The sequence below is a fragment of the Brakhagea baltica genome (genome assembly GCF_052161605.1).
GTDB lineage: Bacteria > Planctomycetota > Planctomycetia > Pirellulales > Pirellulaceae > JBKCUI01.
The window spans coordinates 1670809-1686345 of the sequence record NZ_CP197409.1 but is presented as its reverse complement, the minus strand read 5'-3'; the positions used below and the strand labels follow the sequence as shown (position 1 = coordinate 1686345).

General features: G+C 50.4%; 17 protein-coding genes. 3 read left to right on the top strand and 14 right to left on the bottom strand.

Translation table 11 applies throughout. The annotated features are described in order from the left end of the window. Positions 1-170: 170 nt before the first annotated feature. Complete coding sequence (locus SH449x_RS06555; protein WP_482380524.1) at positions 171-1379, bottom strand: TlpA family protein disulfide reductase; 1209 nt, start codon at positions 1377-1379, stop codon at positions 171-173. A gap of 1239 nt (positions 1380-2618) precedes the next feature. On the opposite strand from SH449x_RS06555, the gene SH449x_RS06550 reads away from it, so the two are divergent. Together SH449x_RS06550 and SH449x_RS06545 are read left to right on the top strand one after the other, a co-directional pair. After that, positions 2619-2780, top strand: a complete 162-nt coding sequence (locus SH449x_RS06550) for a hypothetical protein (RefSeq protein ID WP_482380523.1) — start codon at positions 2619-2621, stop codon at positions 2778-2780. A gap of 708 nt (positions 2781-3488) precedes the next feature. Next, positions 3489-3782: a hypothetical protein gene (locus SH449x_RS06545; protein ID WP_482380522.1), complete on the top strand. Its 294-nt coding sequence runs from the start codon at positions 3489-3491 to the stop codon at positions 3780-3782. Between the two features lie 229 nt (positions 3783-4011). On the opposite strand, the gene SH449x_RS06540 is transcribed toward SH449x_RS06545, so the two are convergent. From SH449x_RS06540 to SH449x_RS06495, 10 genes are all read right to left on the bottom strand, one after another. Continuing rightward, complete coding sequence (locus SH449x_RS06540; protein ID WP_482380521.1) at positions 4012-4224, bottom strand: hypothetical protein; 213 nt, start codon at positions 4222-4224, stop codon at positions 4012-4014. After that, positions 4217-4705: a type II toxin-antitoxin system VapC family toxin gene (locus tag SH449x_RS06535; RefSeq protein ID WP_482380520.1), complete on the bottom strand. Its 489-nt coding sequence runs from the start codon at positions 4703-4705 to the stop codon at positions 4217-4219. Before SH449x_RS06535 ends, SH449x_RS06540 begins: the two co-directional genes overlap by 8 nt. Positions 4706-5340: 635 nt before the next feature. Continuing rightward, positions 5341-5913: a hypothetical protein gene (locus SH449x_RS06530; protein ID WP_482380519.1), complete on the bottom strand. Its 573-nt coding sequence runs from the start codon at positions 5911-5913 to the stop codon at positions 5341-5343. A 74-nt stretch (positions 5914-5987) separates the two neighbouring features. Further along, on the bottom strand, positions 5988-7037 hold the full coding sequence (locus tag SH449x_RS06525) for an alpha/beta hydrolase (protein WP_482380518.1): 1050 nt from the start codon (positions 7035-7037) through the stop codon (positions 5988-5990). 135 nt (positions 7038-7172) lie between these two features. Continuing rightward, on the bottom strand, positions 7173-7934 hold the full coding sequence (locus SH449x_RS06520) for a hypothetical protein (RefSeq protein WP_482380517.1): 762 nt from the start codon (positions 7932-7934) through the stop codon (positions 7173-7175). 382 nt (positions 7935-8316) lie between these two features. Further along, the gene (locus SH449x_RS06515; RefSeq protein ID WP_482380516.1) at positions 8317-8841 is read right to left on the bottom strand and encodes a transposase; all 525 of its coding nucleotides are present in this window, start codon (positions 8839-8841) and stop codon (positions 8317-8319) included. A gap of 86 nt (positions 8842-8927) precedes the next feature. Further along, complete coding sequence (locus SH449x_RS06510; RefSeq protein WP_482380515.1) at positions 8928-9218, bottom strand: type II toxin-antitoxin system RelE/ParE family toxin; 291 nt, start codon at positions 9216-9218, stop codon at positions 8928-8930. After that, positions 9215-9442 carry an addiction module protein gene (locus tag SH449x_RS06505; RefSeq protein ID WP_482380514.1) on the bottom strand — a complete coding sequence of 76 codons (228 nt, stop codon included), beginning with the start codon at positions 9440-9442 and terminating at the stop codon, positions 9215-9217. The genes SH449x_RS06510 and SH449x_RS06505 overlap by 4 nt, the downstream gene beginning before the upstream one ends. 556 nt (positions 9443-9998) lie before the next feature. Then, complete coding sequence (locus tag SH449x_RS06500; protein WP_482380513.1) at positions 9999-10544, bottom strand: CbrC family protein; 546 nt, start codon at positions 10542-10544, stop codon at positions 9999-10001. 121 nt (positions 10545-10665) lie between these two features. Then, the gene (locus SH449x_RS06495) at positions 10666-11223 is read right to left on the bottom strand and encodes a hypothetical protein (RefSeq protein ID WP_482378601.1); all 558 of its coding nucleotides are present in this window, start codon (positions 11221-11223) and stop codon (positions 10666-10668) included. 164 nt (positions 11224-11387) lie between these two features. Between SH449x_RS06495 and SH449x_RS06490 the strand changes: the two genes are divergently transcribed. After that, positions 11388-12740, top strand: a complete 1353-nt coding sequence (locus SH449x_RS06490) for an IS110 family RNA-guided transposase (RefSeq protein ID WP_482377413.1) — start codon at positions 11388-11390, stop codon at positions 12738-12740. 697 nt (positions 12741-13437) lie between these two features. Here the strand turns inward: SH449x_RS06490 and SH449x_RS06485 are convergent. The 3 genes from SH449x_RS06485 to SH449x_RS06475 all read right to left on the bottom strand — a co-directional run bounded on the left by SH449x_RS06485 (position 13438) and on the right by SH449x_RS06475 (position 15495). Continuing rightward, complete coding sequence (locus SH449x_RS06485) at positions 13438-13563, bottom strand: hypothetical protein (protein ID WP_482380512.1); 126 nt, start codon at positions 13561-13563, stop codon at positions 13438-13440. Between the two features lie 121 nt (positions 13564-13684). Then, complete coding sequence (locus tag SH449x_RS06480; RefSeq protein ID WP_482380511.1) at positions 13685-13903, bottom strand: hypothetical protein; 219 nt, start codon at positions 13901-13903, stop codon at positions 13685-13687. A gap of 404 nt (positions 13904-14307) precedes the next feature. Beyond that, on the bottom strand, positions 14308-15495 hold the full coding sequence (locus SH449x_RS06475) for an acyltransferase family protein (protein ID WP_482380510.1): 1188 nt from the start codon (positions 15493-15495) through the stop codon (positions 14308-14310). Between the last annotated feature and the right edge of the window lie 42 nt (positions 15496-15537).

The window sequence follows — 15537 nt, the reverse complement described above, 5'->3', positions numbered from 1 at the left end:
GGCTTCGTGAACACGGGCTTAAATGTTGGCTAGCTGCTGGCCCGCAAAGAACTGAATAGAAACAATCAGGATCGACGTACACACTCCCCCGACCATCCGACGCATCATCTAAGCCTATTTATGTTCGTCCAATCATTCTACTGAAAAATGGAAGATTCGTATCGTGATTTTCATTCTGAAAAAATTTCTCCTAGTCGTTTGTGTAGGGACTTACCTCTTACCTCGTCGTCCACTCCCAGAATAACACCATTTCTATCCAGCAAAATCGTACGTGGGATACTCGCGATCTCAAACTGTTTAGCCAAGCTGGAATCAAATCCGTTCTCGACTAATGCATGACTCCACTCAGGTATCTTTGATTTAACGAACTCTTCGTACTGTTCTTTGTCTGAGTCAAAGGAGATAGCCAAAACGATGAGATCATCTGCTAAGTATTTCTTGGAAATATCCTTGAGTTCCGGAAATTCTTTAATGCACGGTCCGCACCATGTGGCCCAAAAGTCAATTAACACAACTTTGCCGTGTAACGTTTCATTTGACCAGGTTTTGTTTTGATTGAAGAAATCAGGAATCATGAAATCGGGCGCAGGCATACCCGTTTTTACTTTTCTCCATCCCTCTTCAAACTCAAACCTCCGGTCGTCAAAGCTCGGATTAACTTCGATCTTGATGACGGATTTGGCGAGCTCAAAACTCGAATCTCGAAAGATGCTGCGAATGCTGAAAGGGAATAGGCATCGGCCAATTTTTCTGTAGTCCGAGTAGATTGTTTCCGAGGAACCGTAAGGGGTCATCTCGACGGTGGCAGAAAGCAAGAAAGAATCAAGATCGTAGATGCGTCGCTGGCTACCGTCTTTTGAGGTTAACGACCAGTGCTCCTTGTCTTGCCATGTCGATCGATCGACAGTCCAATCTTCTGCCTCTTCAACTAGTTGTAGTTCTTTATATACGGAAGGAGCCTCGGGTTGGATGCCCGTGGATCCCACAATTTGCCCCTGTTCGTATTTGTAAATTTCCGAACGGGTTGAGTCTCCAATCGTCACGCGTTCAATCGCATCCCCTTTCACGCTAGTTGTACGCCATCGATTTCGATTCATATCGAGCTCAAGCCGCTCTTCACTCTTCGCCGTAAGTTGGTTAGCGACGAACGATTGCAATTCAGTCTCCATTGCAATCCCTTTCAGGTTCCGCCACGCTTCATCTCCTCCTGCCGCGCGAATATTCGCACGTAACAAGTCTACTGAAGTGACAACTGTATTGTTGTTGTCGGCTGTTGGAATTTCCAGACGGTGTTCCTGTTCGGAGCGATATGGCGCCGAGCAACCATTCGTGATCGAAAAAGTGAGTAAAGCGATACAAGTAACAAATCGGCCGCGCATGTAAAAAATCCCTATTATTTTCTCCTACTCCAACGCAGTGTTCGATGAATCAAGAGCCATTGAGCGATGCGTTCTGGTGAGATATCGGTGATTTGGTTTGAAGTGGAACTTAATCTGCCAATGCTTCTTTCGCCGACGAACGAAAAGGATCAGTCACGTCGAACGGGGATCGTGGACCGCCCAAGACCCAGGAATCGAAACGTTAAATGCATCCGCTGGTTAGCGGAGCACGCGTTCTTGCCCGGAGGATCGAGTACCGTCGCCCGCACTGCTCACGTGTCATCCTCAGTCAGAGACTGCCTCTGACATCGCTCTATCGTACCACAGAGGGAGTCAACATTCATCAGGGACAGGAGTACAAGCGACCATCTTTAGATACCACTGGCTTGTCCAGTGGAGCTTCATGTTTCTCGCTAATACGCTGGCACCTCCTGCAATACCCCCACTTTGCTCGGCGGCGAAGCCGCCGAGCAAAGTGGGGGAGGGGCGGGGGCTGATCGGTTATGTGGCGAGAAGCGTAACAATCCATCCGGCAAGCGGGAGGTATTCCAGAGCCATGACGCTCGTCGAGTTCCTCCTTAGCTAAAAAACGAATAAACGAATTACAATCGATCCCTTCCGGAGCGGAGCGGTGGGATAGATTGTACGCCCGAACTGAGTGGCTTTGCTCCGCTACGCCAGAGATTATCGCTTGACTGGTCGCGGTTTGCAACCTAACGGCGGATTCTTCTCTTTCTCGCTCCTCCCCGAGCTCTGTTTAGACTCCTACGTGACCTGCTCTATCGCCCTTTAGCCTGCTTGCGTTGAGATGGCGGGCTTTGGACTTGGGCTTCGTACTGCTGGCTTTGTGCTTGTTTCCTAGGTCTGGACGTACGCGAGCCAATGACTCGTTAAATGGCTGTGTAATAGTCTTGTTGTTTGTGTCTGCTAGGCTCTGAGCGTGTCAGGCCGTGCTCAATTCCGCTAAGCTCTCTCGCATGGCAATGATCTCATCAAAGAGGTCGGGTTCGTCACTCTTAGACTTGATGTAAGGCCCATAAGCATGCTCCCAAGACGGTTTCGGTTCTGGTGGGAACTCGCACTCGACAGCGATGTTGCGATCTAGTCTTCTCCTTTCCTTAGGCTACGGGCCAAGAACCAGATCCGACACCTTCAACTGGAGCCCCTCGGCGATTCTCAACTCAGCAGAATTAGAGTATCAGCAGGACCGTACGTTGCTTGATATTGGTGATACATGCGATGACTCGTGCGACGCCCGTCCGTTCACGGCTTGGTGGCAGAATTACTTGTGGGGACAACTGGGATACGGAGAATCGGATCGGCGGAGCGATCCGCGACATTGTCGCTGATCGCTCCGTCGGTCAGTTCCCTGAATCGAATGAAACGTTCGCCAATTCTTGATTCGATGATGGAATGGGACAAGTACTGCGTGAACAGTTTCTTTTCGGCTTCGTCCCCAGAGAGGACGACTGGTAGCTTTTAGGACGTTGTCCGTTTTCTTCAGGTCCTAATTCTTCAAGAGTGTTTTCCGTAGCATAGCCGGAAGTTGGATGAATGAGAGGAGAGAAAAGAAAAGGCATTGTCTGCTTGCAAGAAAAAAAAACGACGCAGTCATCCGTTTCTGAGAACGCCCGATCCGCCGCTTGGGTGCATCGGATTGCTCGTGGTTGCTTCGTTGAAGCAATCAACAGTTTGCGTAGCAGTGGAAGTTCATTCGCCGTTTCTTTTGACTCGAAGTTGTACTTACAGATCGTCACCATAAGACGGAAATCCTGAGAAGATGAGTTGCTGTCCCTTTTGGTGCGGTAGCAATCAGCCACAGTAGCGAGGCTATTGCAAGGGTCCCAATGATTGTGTTTTGTAACATCCAAAAACGGAAAAGCTTCATTCCCAAATCATCATGCGTAACGACAAGTCTACCCTCGGAAGAACCTGCGGAAACGATTGTGGCAGCCAAAGACAGAAGCAGAAGTCCAACACTACAGACAAGGTAGATGTATCGTCCATAGCCAAAGCAAAAATACAAGGCTGATTGAGTAAGAATCTCCCAGGTGCTCAAAAGAATAATGACATGGATGCCAATCCTCTCGCACGAACTATTCTCGTCGAATGCGCATGGGCATCGCATTGGCACGCAAGATTGCGGTCTTGGCATGGGCCATGCTTCGTGATGAAAAAGACTGGGACCCCAACACGATGATCACCGTGACCGAGACCTATGGCAAAATGAATCTCGGGCTCAAAGAGACACTTAAGGAAATGCCTGTCAAAGAGAACAGTGATCAACGCGAGAGCCGACTTCGAAAGGAAGCGAAAGCTGCACTGAAGAAAATATCCCCCAATAAAGCGATATCGGCTCCATCAAGCAAACCTACCTCGAGCAAATCCAAGCCTAACCAATAAATGACGCTGGGAAGCCTCCAGGCAAGCTACAGCCGCAACGCGGTCGAACAGGAATCAAGATGTTTGAACCGTGCATGGATAACTGAGGGATTGCGGCCTGCCTAGCAGGTCCAAAAGAGTGAAACGCAATCGCACCTAGTTCAGCGACCAAAATGATGTAGCTTCGAAAAATATTAAAAAACAGTGGCGACTGTCACTTGCAAACCTTGGACTTCATAGTCGGTTGCGATCACCCGGCCGCCGGAGAAGACTTACCATTGGAAACCGTCTTGTCGGCAGCTCGGTGTGTATCGCATTGTTCTGCCTTCGTCCCTGGATCGATAATGCGGTGCGCGACCTCGGAGCGACGCTCGTTAATCGTCGCAATCAATTTACGAATGTCATGGCCAGCAGCCGCAGACATCGCATGACGCACGCGGCGAACTTCAGAGTAACTATCCATCAGGTAAAATGTCCTCGTTAAGCAGCTCGAGCGGGGTGACCAAAGTTGGATTGCCCAAACCCAGTATACCATTTACGCGGCGAATGTGGCCGAATTTGTTTGCATTCGCGATGTGGCGGCAGTTCCATGTCACCAGAAAGTCGCAACGATGAAACGATGCGACGGCAAGGTGAAGAGCATCACCGCCGGGATCATTTGGCATCACATGGTTTGCGATGTATGCCTCAACGGCTTCCGCTACTGAATCGTTCAAATCAAGAAGTGGGAACCTTCCAGCCAATTCGAGCATGTCCGATCGGTTCGGGAATTGCCCACCGTTCAATTCGTTCTCGACCGCAAGGCTGGTAACCAGTTCATCAGACGATGCGATAGCAGCATCGAGCCAGCGCCGGGTCCAGTTCTGACGTGACACCATCTCGGGCTCGGTCCGAGCGTTGAAGTAGAAGCTGACGACAGTGGTTTCGATATAGATTCTTGCCATCGTTTTAAATCTCAAATCTGAACGGCAGAACGTTACGGATCACCAAGTCGGCGAGGTGATCTATCCATTGTCAAAACGCACCGCTCGCCGACTTTGGTGCATCGTACGCCCGGCACGGGTGTGAACTAATGGGGTGCAAGTCCCCTGTACGAAAATGGGAATTGCTTGGAGGACAGTATACCAAATGGTACCAAACAATCTAAGTACTAGACGTAGGCAACTGCGGGGAGACGACAAACCGTGGAGAGGAAGCCTGCTGAGGTGTGCGTAAACGTCGGGTTTGGGAAGGAACCCCAAAAAGCAGTCCGCTATGCCAAGAGAAACAGCAACACCACGAGAATACTCCGCGCCACCGCGACTCCAGCAATACAGTTGATGACCGTAAGCATGCATTCTGCGGACATATTTCACACACGACGACATTGGTATTTGTTTCGTTCCAAACGTTCGGATCAACGTGTCGTCAACATCGATGTAGATAATTCGTTTCGTTCCAAGTTCAATTCATTCGTGTAGAGCGTCAGTCAACATCAGTCGACGAACGACGGCATTGACCGATGGGCGAGGGGTGATCTCGACACAAGTCAGGGCCGAATGATCGAGCCCTTCGGTCCAATGCTTGGTTCCCCGACCGCCTAGAATCCAGTGCCCTTGCAATGGCTACATTTACCGGTGCCGGTGCATCGCGGACAGTCTGCCGCCTCTCCCGATCCTTTGCGCAGGCAAAAACACTTGCCTGATCCTTGGCAAACGGAGCATGGGAGCCGTATTCTTTCTGTTTCAGGTTCCGGTGGCAAATCGATGTCTGGCATTTCACTACCAACGTTACCCAGAATATCTGGCGGACGCTTGCCTCCGCAGTCGTCAAATAGCCAGTCAGTCTCGCCCCCAAGCACTTCGTAGAATGGCACACTGTGATCAGGCATTTGAATTGGAGCTACGGAGTCTAGCGTGTCGCCGATATTGTAGAATTTCTTGGTGAATGCAAGCAACGGGTAATACGTCTTTCCTTCGTTGCGCACCCATCCTTGATCGAATGTATTGCAAAGCGAATAGACAAACGATGTACAGATTTCGCGACGTTTTGATTTAGAGATTCGATTTTCGATCAGCGCTTCATTGAGTTCTGCGACCATGGCACGTACGAATCCTCGCGCCGCGCGAAGATACTCGCCTTCGTCACATTCGTACTTGACGTTTTTTGTCATGAAGCTTTATTCGGGGAATGTTAAGGATATCGCGGCCGGGAGCAAGCTTTGCCGAGCGAAGCGAGCCAGCCGGGCTATTCCGGCTCGCGTTCATCCGTTTGTTCCCCGCCCGCTGCTGTGCCATCAACGTCGAACATGGGGGACAAATGTGTCTTTATGAACTCAACCAGCCGTTCTCGCGGTGGTTCATCGTTAAATATCTGCAGGTGTCCGATCCCTTCGTACCGCCAAATCTCTTTGGCTCCTGCAGCGGCGTCGAAGAGCCGTTCGCTATGGTAGGGAATGACGCCCGTGTCTGAATTCCCGTGAACGAGCAATACTGGCGTCGACCGCAAGTCCGCAATCGCCGACTCGCCGCTGTATTCATCACTGGTTAGCAGCCAACCTCCCCATTTCACCAGCCAAAGCGGACCGATTTGCCCAAGCTTATCACTCAAGTGGTAGCTTTGACGAGCATAAGTCGCTTCGGCAATCACCAAACGAATGCCGGCGTCCTTTCGAATCGAAGCAGCGTTTAGGGCGAGTTGCCCTCCCATACTCTGACCATACAGAACGATCCTGTCGGGTCGCACGTCCGAGCGAGTCACCACATAGTCAATTGCCGCAACTGAATCTTCGACGAGCCCCTTTCGGTCCGGTGCGCCCTCAGACAGACCGTATCCACGGTAGTCAAAAACGAAAACATTAAATCCGCGTTGCGTCAGCCAATATACGCTTCGGGTCGTATAGGTGATGTTCCGGTCGCTACCTTGGAAGCAGATTACCGTCCCTAGCGGATCGTCCTCCGAACGTAGGAACCATCCATGCAGCATCGTGCCATCGGCGCTGGCAAAACTCACGATTTCAGGTTGGAGTCTAAGTTCGTCTTGCGCACCAAAGGAGCGTGCTGATGGTCTATAAAACTGTTGATCAAAGAACCCGGTCGCCTTGAGGATGAAAGAGATGACCAATGTAATTACGACGGTAATCGTGGCGGCCATCGCACAAGTTCCCCAAACGCCCTTGAACGGCATCGCGGATTTATTGCGTAGTCGTCGGATCGCGGCCAATGCGATCACAATTGCGCAGGGTATGCAAAGCAAGGCGATAAGCGAGAAGAAGAGGCTGACGGATTCACTTCGCATCTTTACGGCTCGGTCTGTTCAAGGCTGAGTTGGCGAACGCCTCGCATCAGCGGGCCGGCGCGAGATGCGTTGACTTCAAAACCGACCCGACCGCCGGCTCCGTTGCATGCGATTGTTATGCATCCGCTCGGCATACTACACCGAAGCCTTGTATTTCAATGCTTCGTTAACCAAGTATGGTAGATGAAATTCAATTTTGCAATCTGGCCAGTGCTCGACAACGTATTTGCTTAGGATCGAAATGGCGTCGCCCGCGCATTGGATGAAAATGTCGATCAACTCATTGCAACCCAACAAGGACTCCGGTAAACAGTAAAACGTATCTGGAAGTCCAAGAAGTCTCGCAGATGTTCTCACGACACTCAAGTAAAAAGGATCGTCGACCATTAGATAATGCTGTCCATCCTTACAATGCCACTGACCAGCCAAGGCCGAAGCGTGAATGACGATGTTGCGCAAATCGAATAGAAGACGCACACCGGTCTTTGTTTGATCGCAAAGCAAGTCACGCGGGTGTTTTCCATAAAGTTTTTGGAAAAACTCGAAGTAACGTTCCAGCGAAGATAATTTGATCAGTTCGCTACGAAGAATAGATACGGCACGATCATCAAATTCCGCTCTCTGTTGACCACGGGGAAATGCAGCGAGCAGAATCTCTTCGAGATCACTCTCCGTATAGGCTGCAAGGCAAAGCAAAATGTTAACGTTGGCGGATGTTATTGCGACCTCGCGTCCCAGGTGGGCATCGAGATCGCGGCCTGTTTCAGTCAGCGTAGTGTCCAATGCCCTTGGCCAATGCTGCGGCAATCCATTGCTAGAGGGCCTCGCTTTGAGCATCTGCAAAATGTTGTTGTGTAAGACGTAAGCGATTCGGAAGTCGGTATGATTGGAGGTCATATAGCGTGAAAATGAAAAATTTATGCATAAACGAAATGCAATCTATCCCTACCGGAGTGTAACGGAGCGGTGGGATAGATTGTGCGTTGAACTGTGTGGCTTTGCTCCGCATCCCGTGAGATTATCGCTTGACTAGGCGCGGTTTGCAACCTAACTGCGGATTCTTCTCTTTTTCGCTCCTCCCCGAGCTCTGTTTAGACTCCTACGTGGACTGCTCTATCGCCCCTTTAACCCGCTGGCGTTGAGATGGCGGGCTTTGGACTTGGGCTTCGTACTGCTGGTTTTGGTCGTGTTTCCTAGGTCTGGACGTGCTCGAGCGGCTTGCTCGTTAAACGGCTGTTGTGATAGTCTTGTTGTTTGTGTCTGCTAGGCTTTGAGCCTGTCAGGCCGTATTCGACTCCGCTAAGCTCTCTCGCATGGCGATGATCTCATCGAAGAGGTCGGGCTCTTCGCTCGCTTTCTTAGTCTGCGATCCATAAGCGTGCTCCCAAGACGGTTTCGGTTCTGGTGGGAACTCGCACTCGACATCCGTTGGCTTATACCAAACAGGGTGATCATTCTTTAGAATGACCTCTCTCCAACTCCTGACGAACTCGACCCTCTCCAGCGATGTTGCAATTTGGCCTTCTCCTTTCCTAAGGCTACGGGCTAAGAACCAGATGCGACCAGCCTTTTCTCCCAAGATCCTGAGATCTGAGATGGGACCTCCGGTCATATAGCGAGCCAAGTACTTGAACATCCGCTCGGCTGGCACGTCCGGTTTCGGGGGACGTTCTATAAAGACATTCCAGTTCCGATCACCGCAGGAGTTGTAGACCGTTTTCTCATAGCTGCAAGGCTCGTAACGATACTGCCTAGTCCCGAGTATCGGAGTTCGGCAGTAGTTAATAGGGAGAACGGGTTGCATTCATCGAGTCACCTAGGTACAGCCACCATCAGGCCCGACGTTCGCCCTCGCCCGACTATCCGACGCAACATCTAAGCCCAGTTATGTTATCCGCGATTCTTTAGTGTGGAAGCGCTTCGTCCATTCACCAAAACGCCGACCACCACGATCTCGGAATCCGATAGATCATAGTAAATCACCGCAGTAAAACGAGGCATTCGGATGGGTCGATATCCAGTCTCGTCAATCGCATGATGCAAGGAAACACGTGGCAAATCACGCGCCGTAGAAAAGAACGCTTCCGCAAACTCATCGCCCAGACCAGCACTCTTTCGATCGTACCAGTCCCGAGCCGTTCGCAAGTCAAGAAAAACCTCGTCAACAAGGCGCACGTTCATTCGCCTCGATCAGCCTCTAGCCGGCCACGAAGCTCGTCAATCGTCATACCGCTCTCGGGGTGTTCCCGATAATTTGCCATCCTACCATCAAGTTCCGCCTTGATTTCCGGCCCCGGGGCCGGATAAGCGTCTTCAGGTAGGGAATCCCAAATTGCTTGAGCAATGCGAAGACGGTCGGATGGAGGCAGTGAAGCCGCGTCAGATATCAGTTGGTCAGCGGTCATGGAGTACTCCTGTTGGTTCGAGGGATGCACTCAGTATAGCAAGTTCGCCAACGGGAGGCATCCAAACGGTCGCTCAAGCGGCAACACCGGTTTGTACTGATTCCGATCCTGGGCACCGGACCGCCGTAGTTGTGCGTTGCTTAACGCTATCGTAAGTCGAGGTGTAAAAAAACGAACGACGCGGGATCGTTCTGCGTAGAAGGACTGCGCTGGAACGGAAAAAGGGACTAGAATCCCTAACGAAGTGTCCCTTGCCAACGAGGAAACTCGCTCCGACACAACAAGAATGCCAACCAGTGAGTCGCACACACGGGCAGCAAGTCTGAAACATTGCTGCGATGACGACGAAAAGGGGTAGAGCGAGGGGAAGTAAACCCCGTAGGAGGGGGCATCCCCGATTCACCGATCCTGCCGCGGGGCTTCGTGAACACGGGCTTAAATGTTGGCTATCTGCTGGCCCGCAAAGAAGTGAAGAGAAATCATCAGGCTCGACGTACGCCCTCCCCCGACTATCCGACGCAACATCTAAGCCTATTTATGTTCGTCGATGGTCTTCTTAGTTTGCGTCCCATGTCGTGACGAGGCGATTACCGCGTTGGAACAAGTAGACACTAACGTTGTATTGTCCATCGGACAAGTTCCGGATTTCCCGGTCCGGTAAAAATGACCATAGTTCATCTGGATCATTCATTTCCTTGTACTCGTCGTAGACCGTTGCAATGAATTCATTTTGGTTTTGGAAATCGCGTTTAGAAGCGATCTTTAGGAACGTACAAAAGTCTCCGTCCACAAACGGCCACCACGTATCCTGCCAAGTTGGCAACGGTGGTGTGCAGTAGATGATTTGGTTCGTGAGGTTCTCGCGTTCTTCAGAATCCGGTATCGAAGCACCGATTCGTTTCAAATCAACATCGTTTGTTGTCAGGTCATGATCGATCAGTTTCCCGTTGCGGAGGCAAGCGAAACAAACCGCATCAATGGAAGCCTCACCGCGACAGTGTGAACCATCGAGTCGGCTCTCCGTTGAACCGCAGAAGTGACAGGGTGCATTGTCGTCCCGAACGTAGGAAAAATTGAGAGGGTCTTGAAAGTAGCGAAACATGGTTCCGTCTTCACGAAGTCTCTTTCGACGAACGACTGCGGTAACCGGTGTTGCCGCGATTGACTTTCCATTTCAAACCAGCGTGAACGGCAACTCCGGTTCACCGCTTGGTTCTGCTTTTTTACGGAAGGATACGACCTTTGGTCTTTACCGAACGCGGTTCTGGCCAAAAGTAATGACCATCGAATTCCTCAATTATCAGAAATGCATCTTTTCGCAGAGGCAGTTTTGCAAGAGTTCCATCCTCCTTCAGTTCGGCCATCAGATTCTTAAGCATGTTACCGAAGTACGCATTCAGTTCGTCTTCGGATTTCTCATCTATGATGTCCTCTTTATTGTCCACCAACTTTTCAAGTTTCTTCGTGCTGCCGTCACCCATAATCAACGAAACGGGTTCTCCATCACATGCCTTTTCGTAGAAGTCACACCATTTCGGAAAATGGCACATCGTGGGTTCATCAATATGAAGAGTCCAGTTGCCGTCAAGATTCTTGCCGGCGCGTGTATCGAAAACGAGGTATACATAACCGCCCTGCGCGGCGTAGAACCCAAGGACAATGGCTTGGATTGGATCGGCATCTTCTCCGGGGCCGCAGTTGACGTAAACGTGGTAATCCTTGATTCGCTGCTCAATGTACTTGCGAATTCTTTGCTTGTCCTTGGAGAGATCAAGTTTCATTGTCGTCTCAGTCAAATTGAAAGCAGAAAGAATCCATGTAAGTCCAAGGTGTAGCGGGTGGGAGCCATTCGTGTAAAACTGGCGACTCAAACCCGTGATCTCGTGTCGCGTGAACGACAACTGTCACAATCATTACCACCCACCACAACCAAGGATCCAATACCATGAAGATTCTCGCACTTGACCTCGGAAAATTCAACACAATGTGCTGCTTTTTCGACTCAAAAACCAGAAAGCATGAATTCCTGAACGCTACCACCGATCGAAACTACCTTGAGACCGTCTTCAAGAAGCACAAGATCGACCTCGTCGTCATGGAAGCGTGCGGCCCCTCCGGCTGGATCAACGATCTGGCACAATCGCTCGGTCTCAAAACCCTCGTTTGCTCTACCAACGAAGATGCATGGAAGTGGAGCAACGTAAAACGCAAGACCGACAAAGACGATGCCTTGAAGCTGGCCCGCATGGCCGCCATGAACGAACTCAAGGCGGTTCACATGCCATCAGAGTCCCACCGCGAATTCCGTTCTCTTGTGAAGTATCGGAAAACGCTTGACTCTCGCATCAACAAGATGAAGTGCAAAATCCGAGCATGGTTCGTCAATCACGGTATCTCGATCGACACCGGCGAGAAGGCATGGAATACAGGACGAGAACGGATCAACTCCTTTCGCAAACCGCTTACAGAGTGCGAACCCCACGAATTTTGGAAGGGGGAACTCGATCTCGAACTCACTCAGATGGATACTCTCACGACCGTCCTTGATGGAGTGGTCAAGAAGCTTGAGTCTATCGGTAAGATCGATCCCCGAATTATCCGTGTGCAAACCATTCCAGGTGTCGGGCCACGAACCGCCGAGATCCTCGTCGCCTGCATCGACGATGCGAAACGTTTCGAAAACGGTCGACAAGTCTCTCAGTACTTCGGTTTAGTGCCTCGTCAGTACCAATCAGGCGAGACCGATCGGAATGGTCGAATCACCAAGCGAGGCAACCCCTTGGCACGAACGATCCTTGTCGAATGCGCGTGGTCCTCACTTCGCTATAACCCCTGGGCCAAACATGTCTACGACCGAATCTGCGGCAAACAAAAGACTCGTAAAAAGAAGGCTGCTATCGCATTGGCTCGCAAGATCGCTGTTCTGGCATGGGCGTTACTTCGTGATGAAAAAGACTGGGAACCAAAACGTATGATCGAAGTGACCGAGTCCTATGGCCGCATCCCTCTAGGCCTAAAAGAGAAACTACTCGAAATGCCCAAAAAGGAATGCCGTCACAAGCGAAAGAATCGAAGGATCAGCGAGGAACGCGCTGCGAAACAAGCAGCTGCCCAGGCTCCCAAGATCGCTTCACGACCAACCGAATCCACTCCCAAACGATCGTCGGTACAGAGCTCTGTCGCTAGGCCCGCTAAGCGAAAACCTAAGACCATAGCACCTAAAGGAAAGCCGACAAAAACAAAAGATAAACCAACCACGAATCCAAGGCGAACAAGAAAGCTCGAAACCGCGGTCTGATGAGTTGCCATCACTAAGCAACACACATCGTCGAACGAATAAGCCTTGTTCGCCCTCATAGCCCCAAGGCTTGGAGGACAACCAGTATCGCTGGCTGATGCACACGACATCGTCGTAACGAATCGGACCTCCAAGCCCTTTACGAACCTTTTACCCCTTCTCAGGAGAATGCCTTACAACGAGCACCGAACGAATTTGACCAAGGACAAGACCTACCCACGAGGTTGAGCACTAAACACAGTTGACGCGGTCGTCTCACATAGGACACGAGGACTCGTAAGAGACTCGCCGAGATGACCAGACACGTCGCCCTAAAGAATGTGCCAACCCCATAACGGAAGGTAGCTTGCTGCTCAGCGATGCGAAGCATCCAGAAGCCTACAGGCAAGCTGCAGCCAACCACGATGAGAATTCATAGCTAACAAGCGATGAGTGGAACCGTGCATGGATAACTGAGGGGATGCAAGCCGATAGGCTTCACAAGAGTGACAAGGCATTCACACCTCGAATAGTCGTCTAATCAACCATCCTTGAACGAATAAGCAAGTGCGAAGAGTAAAGCGAGACCTTAAGAAGCAAATCAGCAAGTTCCCGGTGTCATCCTCTGCGCCGCTTGTCGATCGCCATGCGCTCCGTTCGAAGACTCACTTCGCCGGGGTGAGCGATCGACAAGCGGCTACGACGAAGACACCTAACCTTACCTCAAAATGATGTAGCCTCGAAAAATATTAAAAACAGTGGCGACCGTCACTTGCAAACCTTGGACTTCATAGTCGCCACCGATGACCGAGTGCGAGCGGTAAACCGCTCCATCTCGATTCATCGTACGGCGAGCACTTCGTGTCCATCGGTTTGTTATCCAATATGTACAGGAGTTTAGTGAATTATGCCTATAGATGACATTAGGTACGAGTTAGCGTCCAGTGGTTACTACCTAGTAACTATCAGGTCTCAAGGGATTTTGCAGGAGGCTTTCCTGACAGAGAGCCTTCCACTTGCGTCCCTGCTGGCAAGACTAGCACCACAGGGCTAGTATATTGGTCGGTTACGGTTGTAATGTCGTCTGGATTACGAAACATGGTCAGGAACTCAGATTTAGCGATTGAGCCTGATACCGTAAGACCGTTGTCTAGCACTATATTACAGTGGATGATCTCGCTCATAAATGGCGTTCTTTCTGGATTGGATAACTTGTAATTATCCCGGCTTCCGCACCGGGAAAGCCGTTATTGTGGGGTGTTATCCCCGGAAGTCAAACATTTTTTCCTCGCTCGATTAGAAACCGGGATAATTGTTATCCCGGTTTTCGCTATCGCCCCTCTCTAATGTGGGGGGTGAGCGGACTTTTTTTGTTTTGATGCAATTTAACGGTTGCCCCCGGTTGCATGTGCCGCCTGTTACCGCCAAACTCGAGGCAACTCTAAATGGCGTGTATTGACCTTAAAAGAAGATTGAAGCGATGCCCAGCCAGGACGTGATCGAGGCGGTCGCTGGCAAGATTAATCCGAACGAAGCAGATGTCATTCAACAGCTTCGACGGGTATTGAGAGCTAAAGGAAATGGCATTCTAGGGAAACGATCGCTTGCCATGCAAAAGCCAACCTATTGGTGTGTAGCGAACAAACACGAGATAAGAAACTAGACATGGCAAAAGTGTACCCAATGTCGCCAGTGTGAGCTTGATCCATAGCGGCCACTCAAAAGGAACCATCAACGTTTGAAGATAAACCGCCAAAGGTAAATGAACCAAATAAACCCAATAGGAAGAGTCCGATATCACCCCCATCACACCACTACGCCTATTCAAAAATCGCTTGCCCCATACCAATGCGACCCATGTAAGCCCGACCGATAGGTAGCAAGTGAGAAGTATCCCTGGCCAGTACTTCGCAAGCGACTGCTCGAATCTACCCCCTAGAAGCAACCGCAGATCTAAAGTGGGTAATGAACAATAGTAAATCGCGAATCCAACAACAAGAACACAACTCAAAAAAACTGCCTGGCGCGGAGCCTGATCTAACAACATCTCTCGACCTCGCAGAAACCATCCTCCAAAGTAGAAAAGTCCGTAAAACCAAAACGGCCACAGTAAAGGCTGAAACGTCTCTGGGGCTGGAATGGGAACTCGCGCGAGCATAACCGCAGGAACTAAGAGCAACGGCAAAGCTCCCAAGCCTATAAGACTAATATAACGCGATGAGCCCCTCCAACCTCGAATCCATCGTTCGACACCACTGAATAGTGTGTCGATCCACTTGCCAGCGAGAGCACCCAGAAGAGATAGACCTAACAGGTAGTACAGAAACCAAAGATGCATCAGTGGGTACTTGGGTCTGCCCAGAGAATCGCTCGGCATATCCATTGCAGTTTGCATCAGCGCAAGAGCCCCTTCCGGCTTCTCCAGATACGATATTGCGAAGACGATAACCCCAATCAAAGCGAAGAACAGAATCGGATAGAACAATAGGAACGGTATCCCGATCCGAACCGTTCTGTTTAGGACGAACCCAAAAACTCCTCGTTTTTCGACAAGGAGCTTTGAAAAATAGCCTGAAATCAAAAAGAACAAGCTCATGCGAAAGAGATGAACGAACCAGATGCTGCAATCCACGATTGAACTTGAATAACGATCGGTTGCCAACCAAAAGCTGCTAGATGGCTTGGCGTACGCGAATCCCGCATGGAGAAAGACACCGAGCATCATGGCGATAACTCTAAGATTATCTAGATAGTATATTCGAGAGAAATCACTCATGAAGTTTTTAGCTAAAACGAAGAAGCGAGGAAGTGTCGAAGT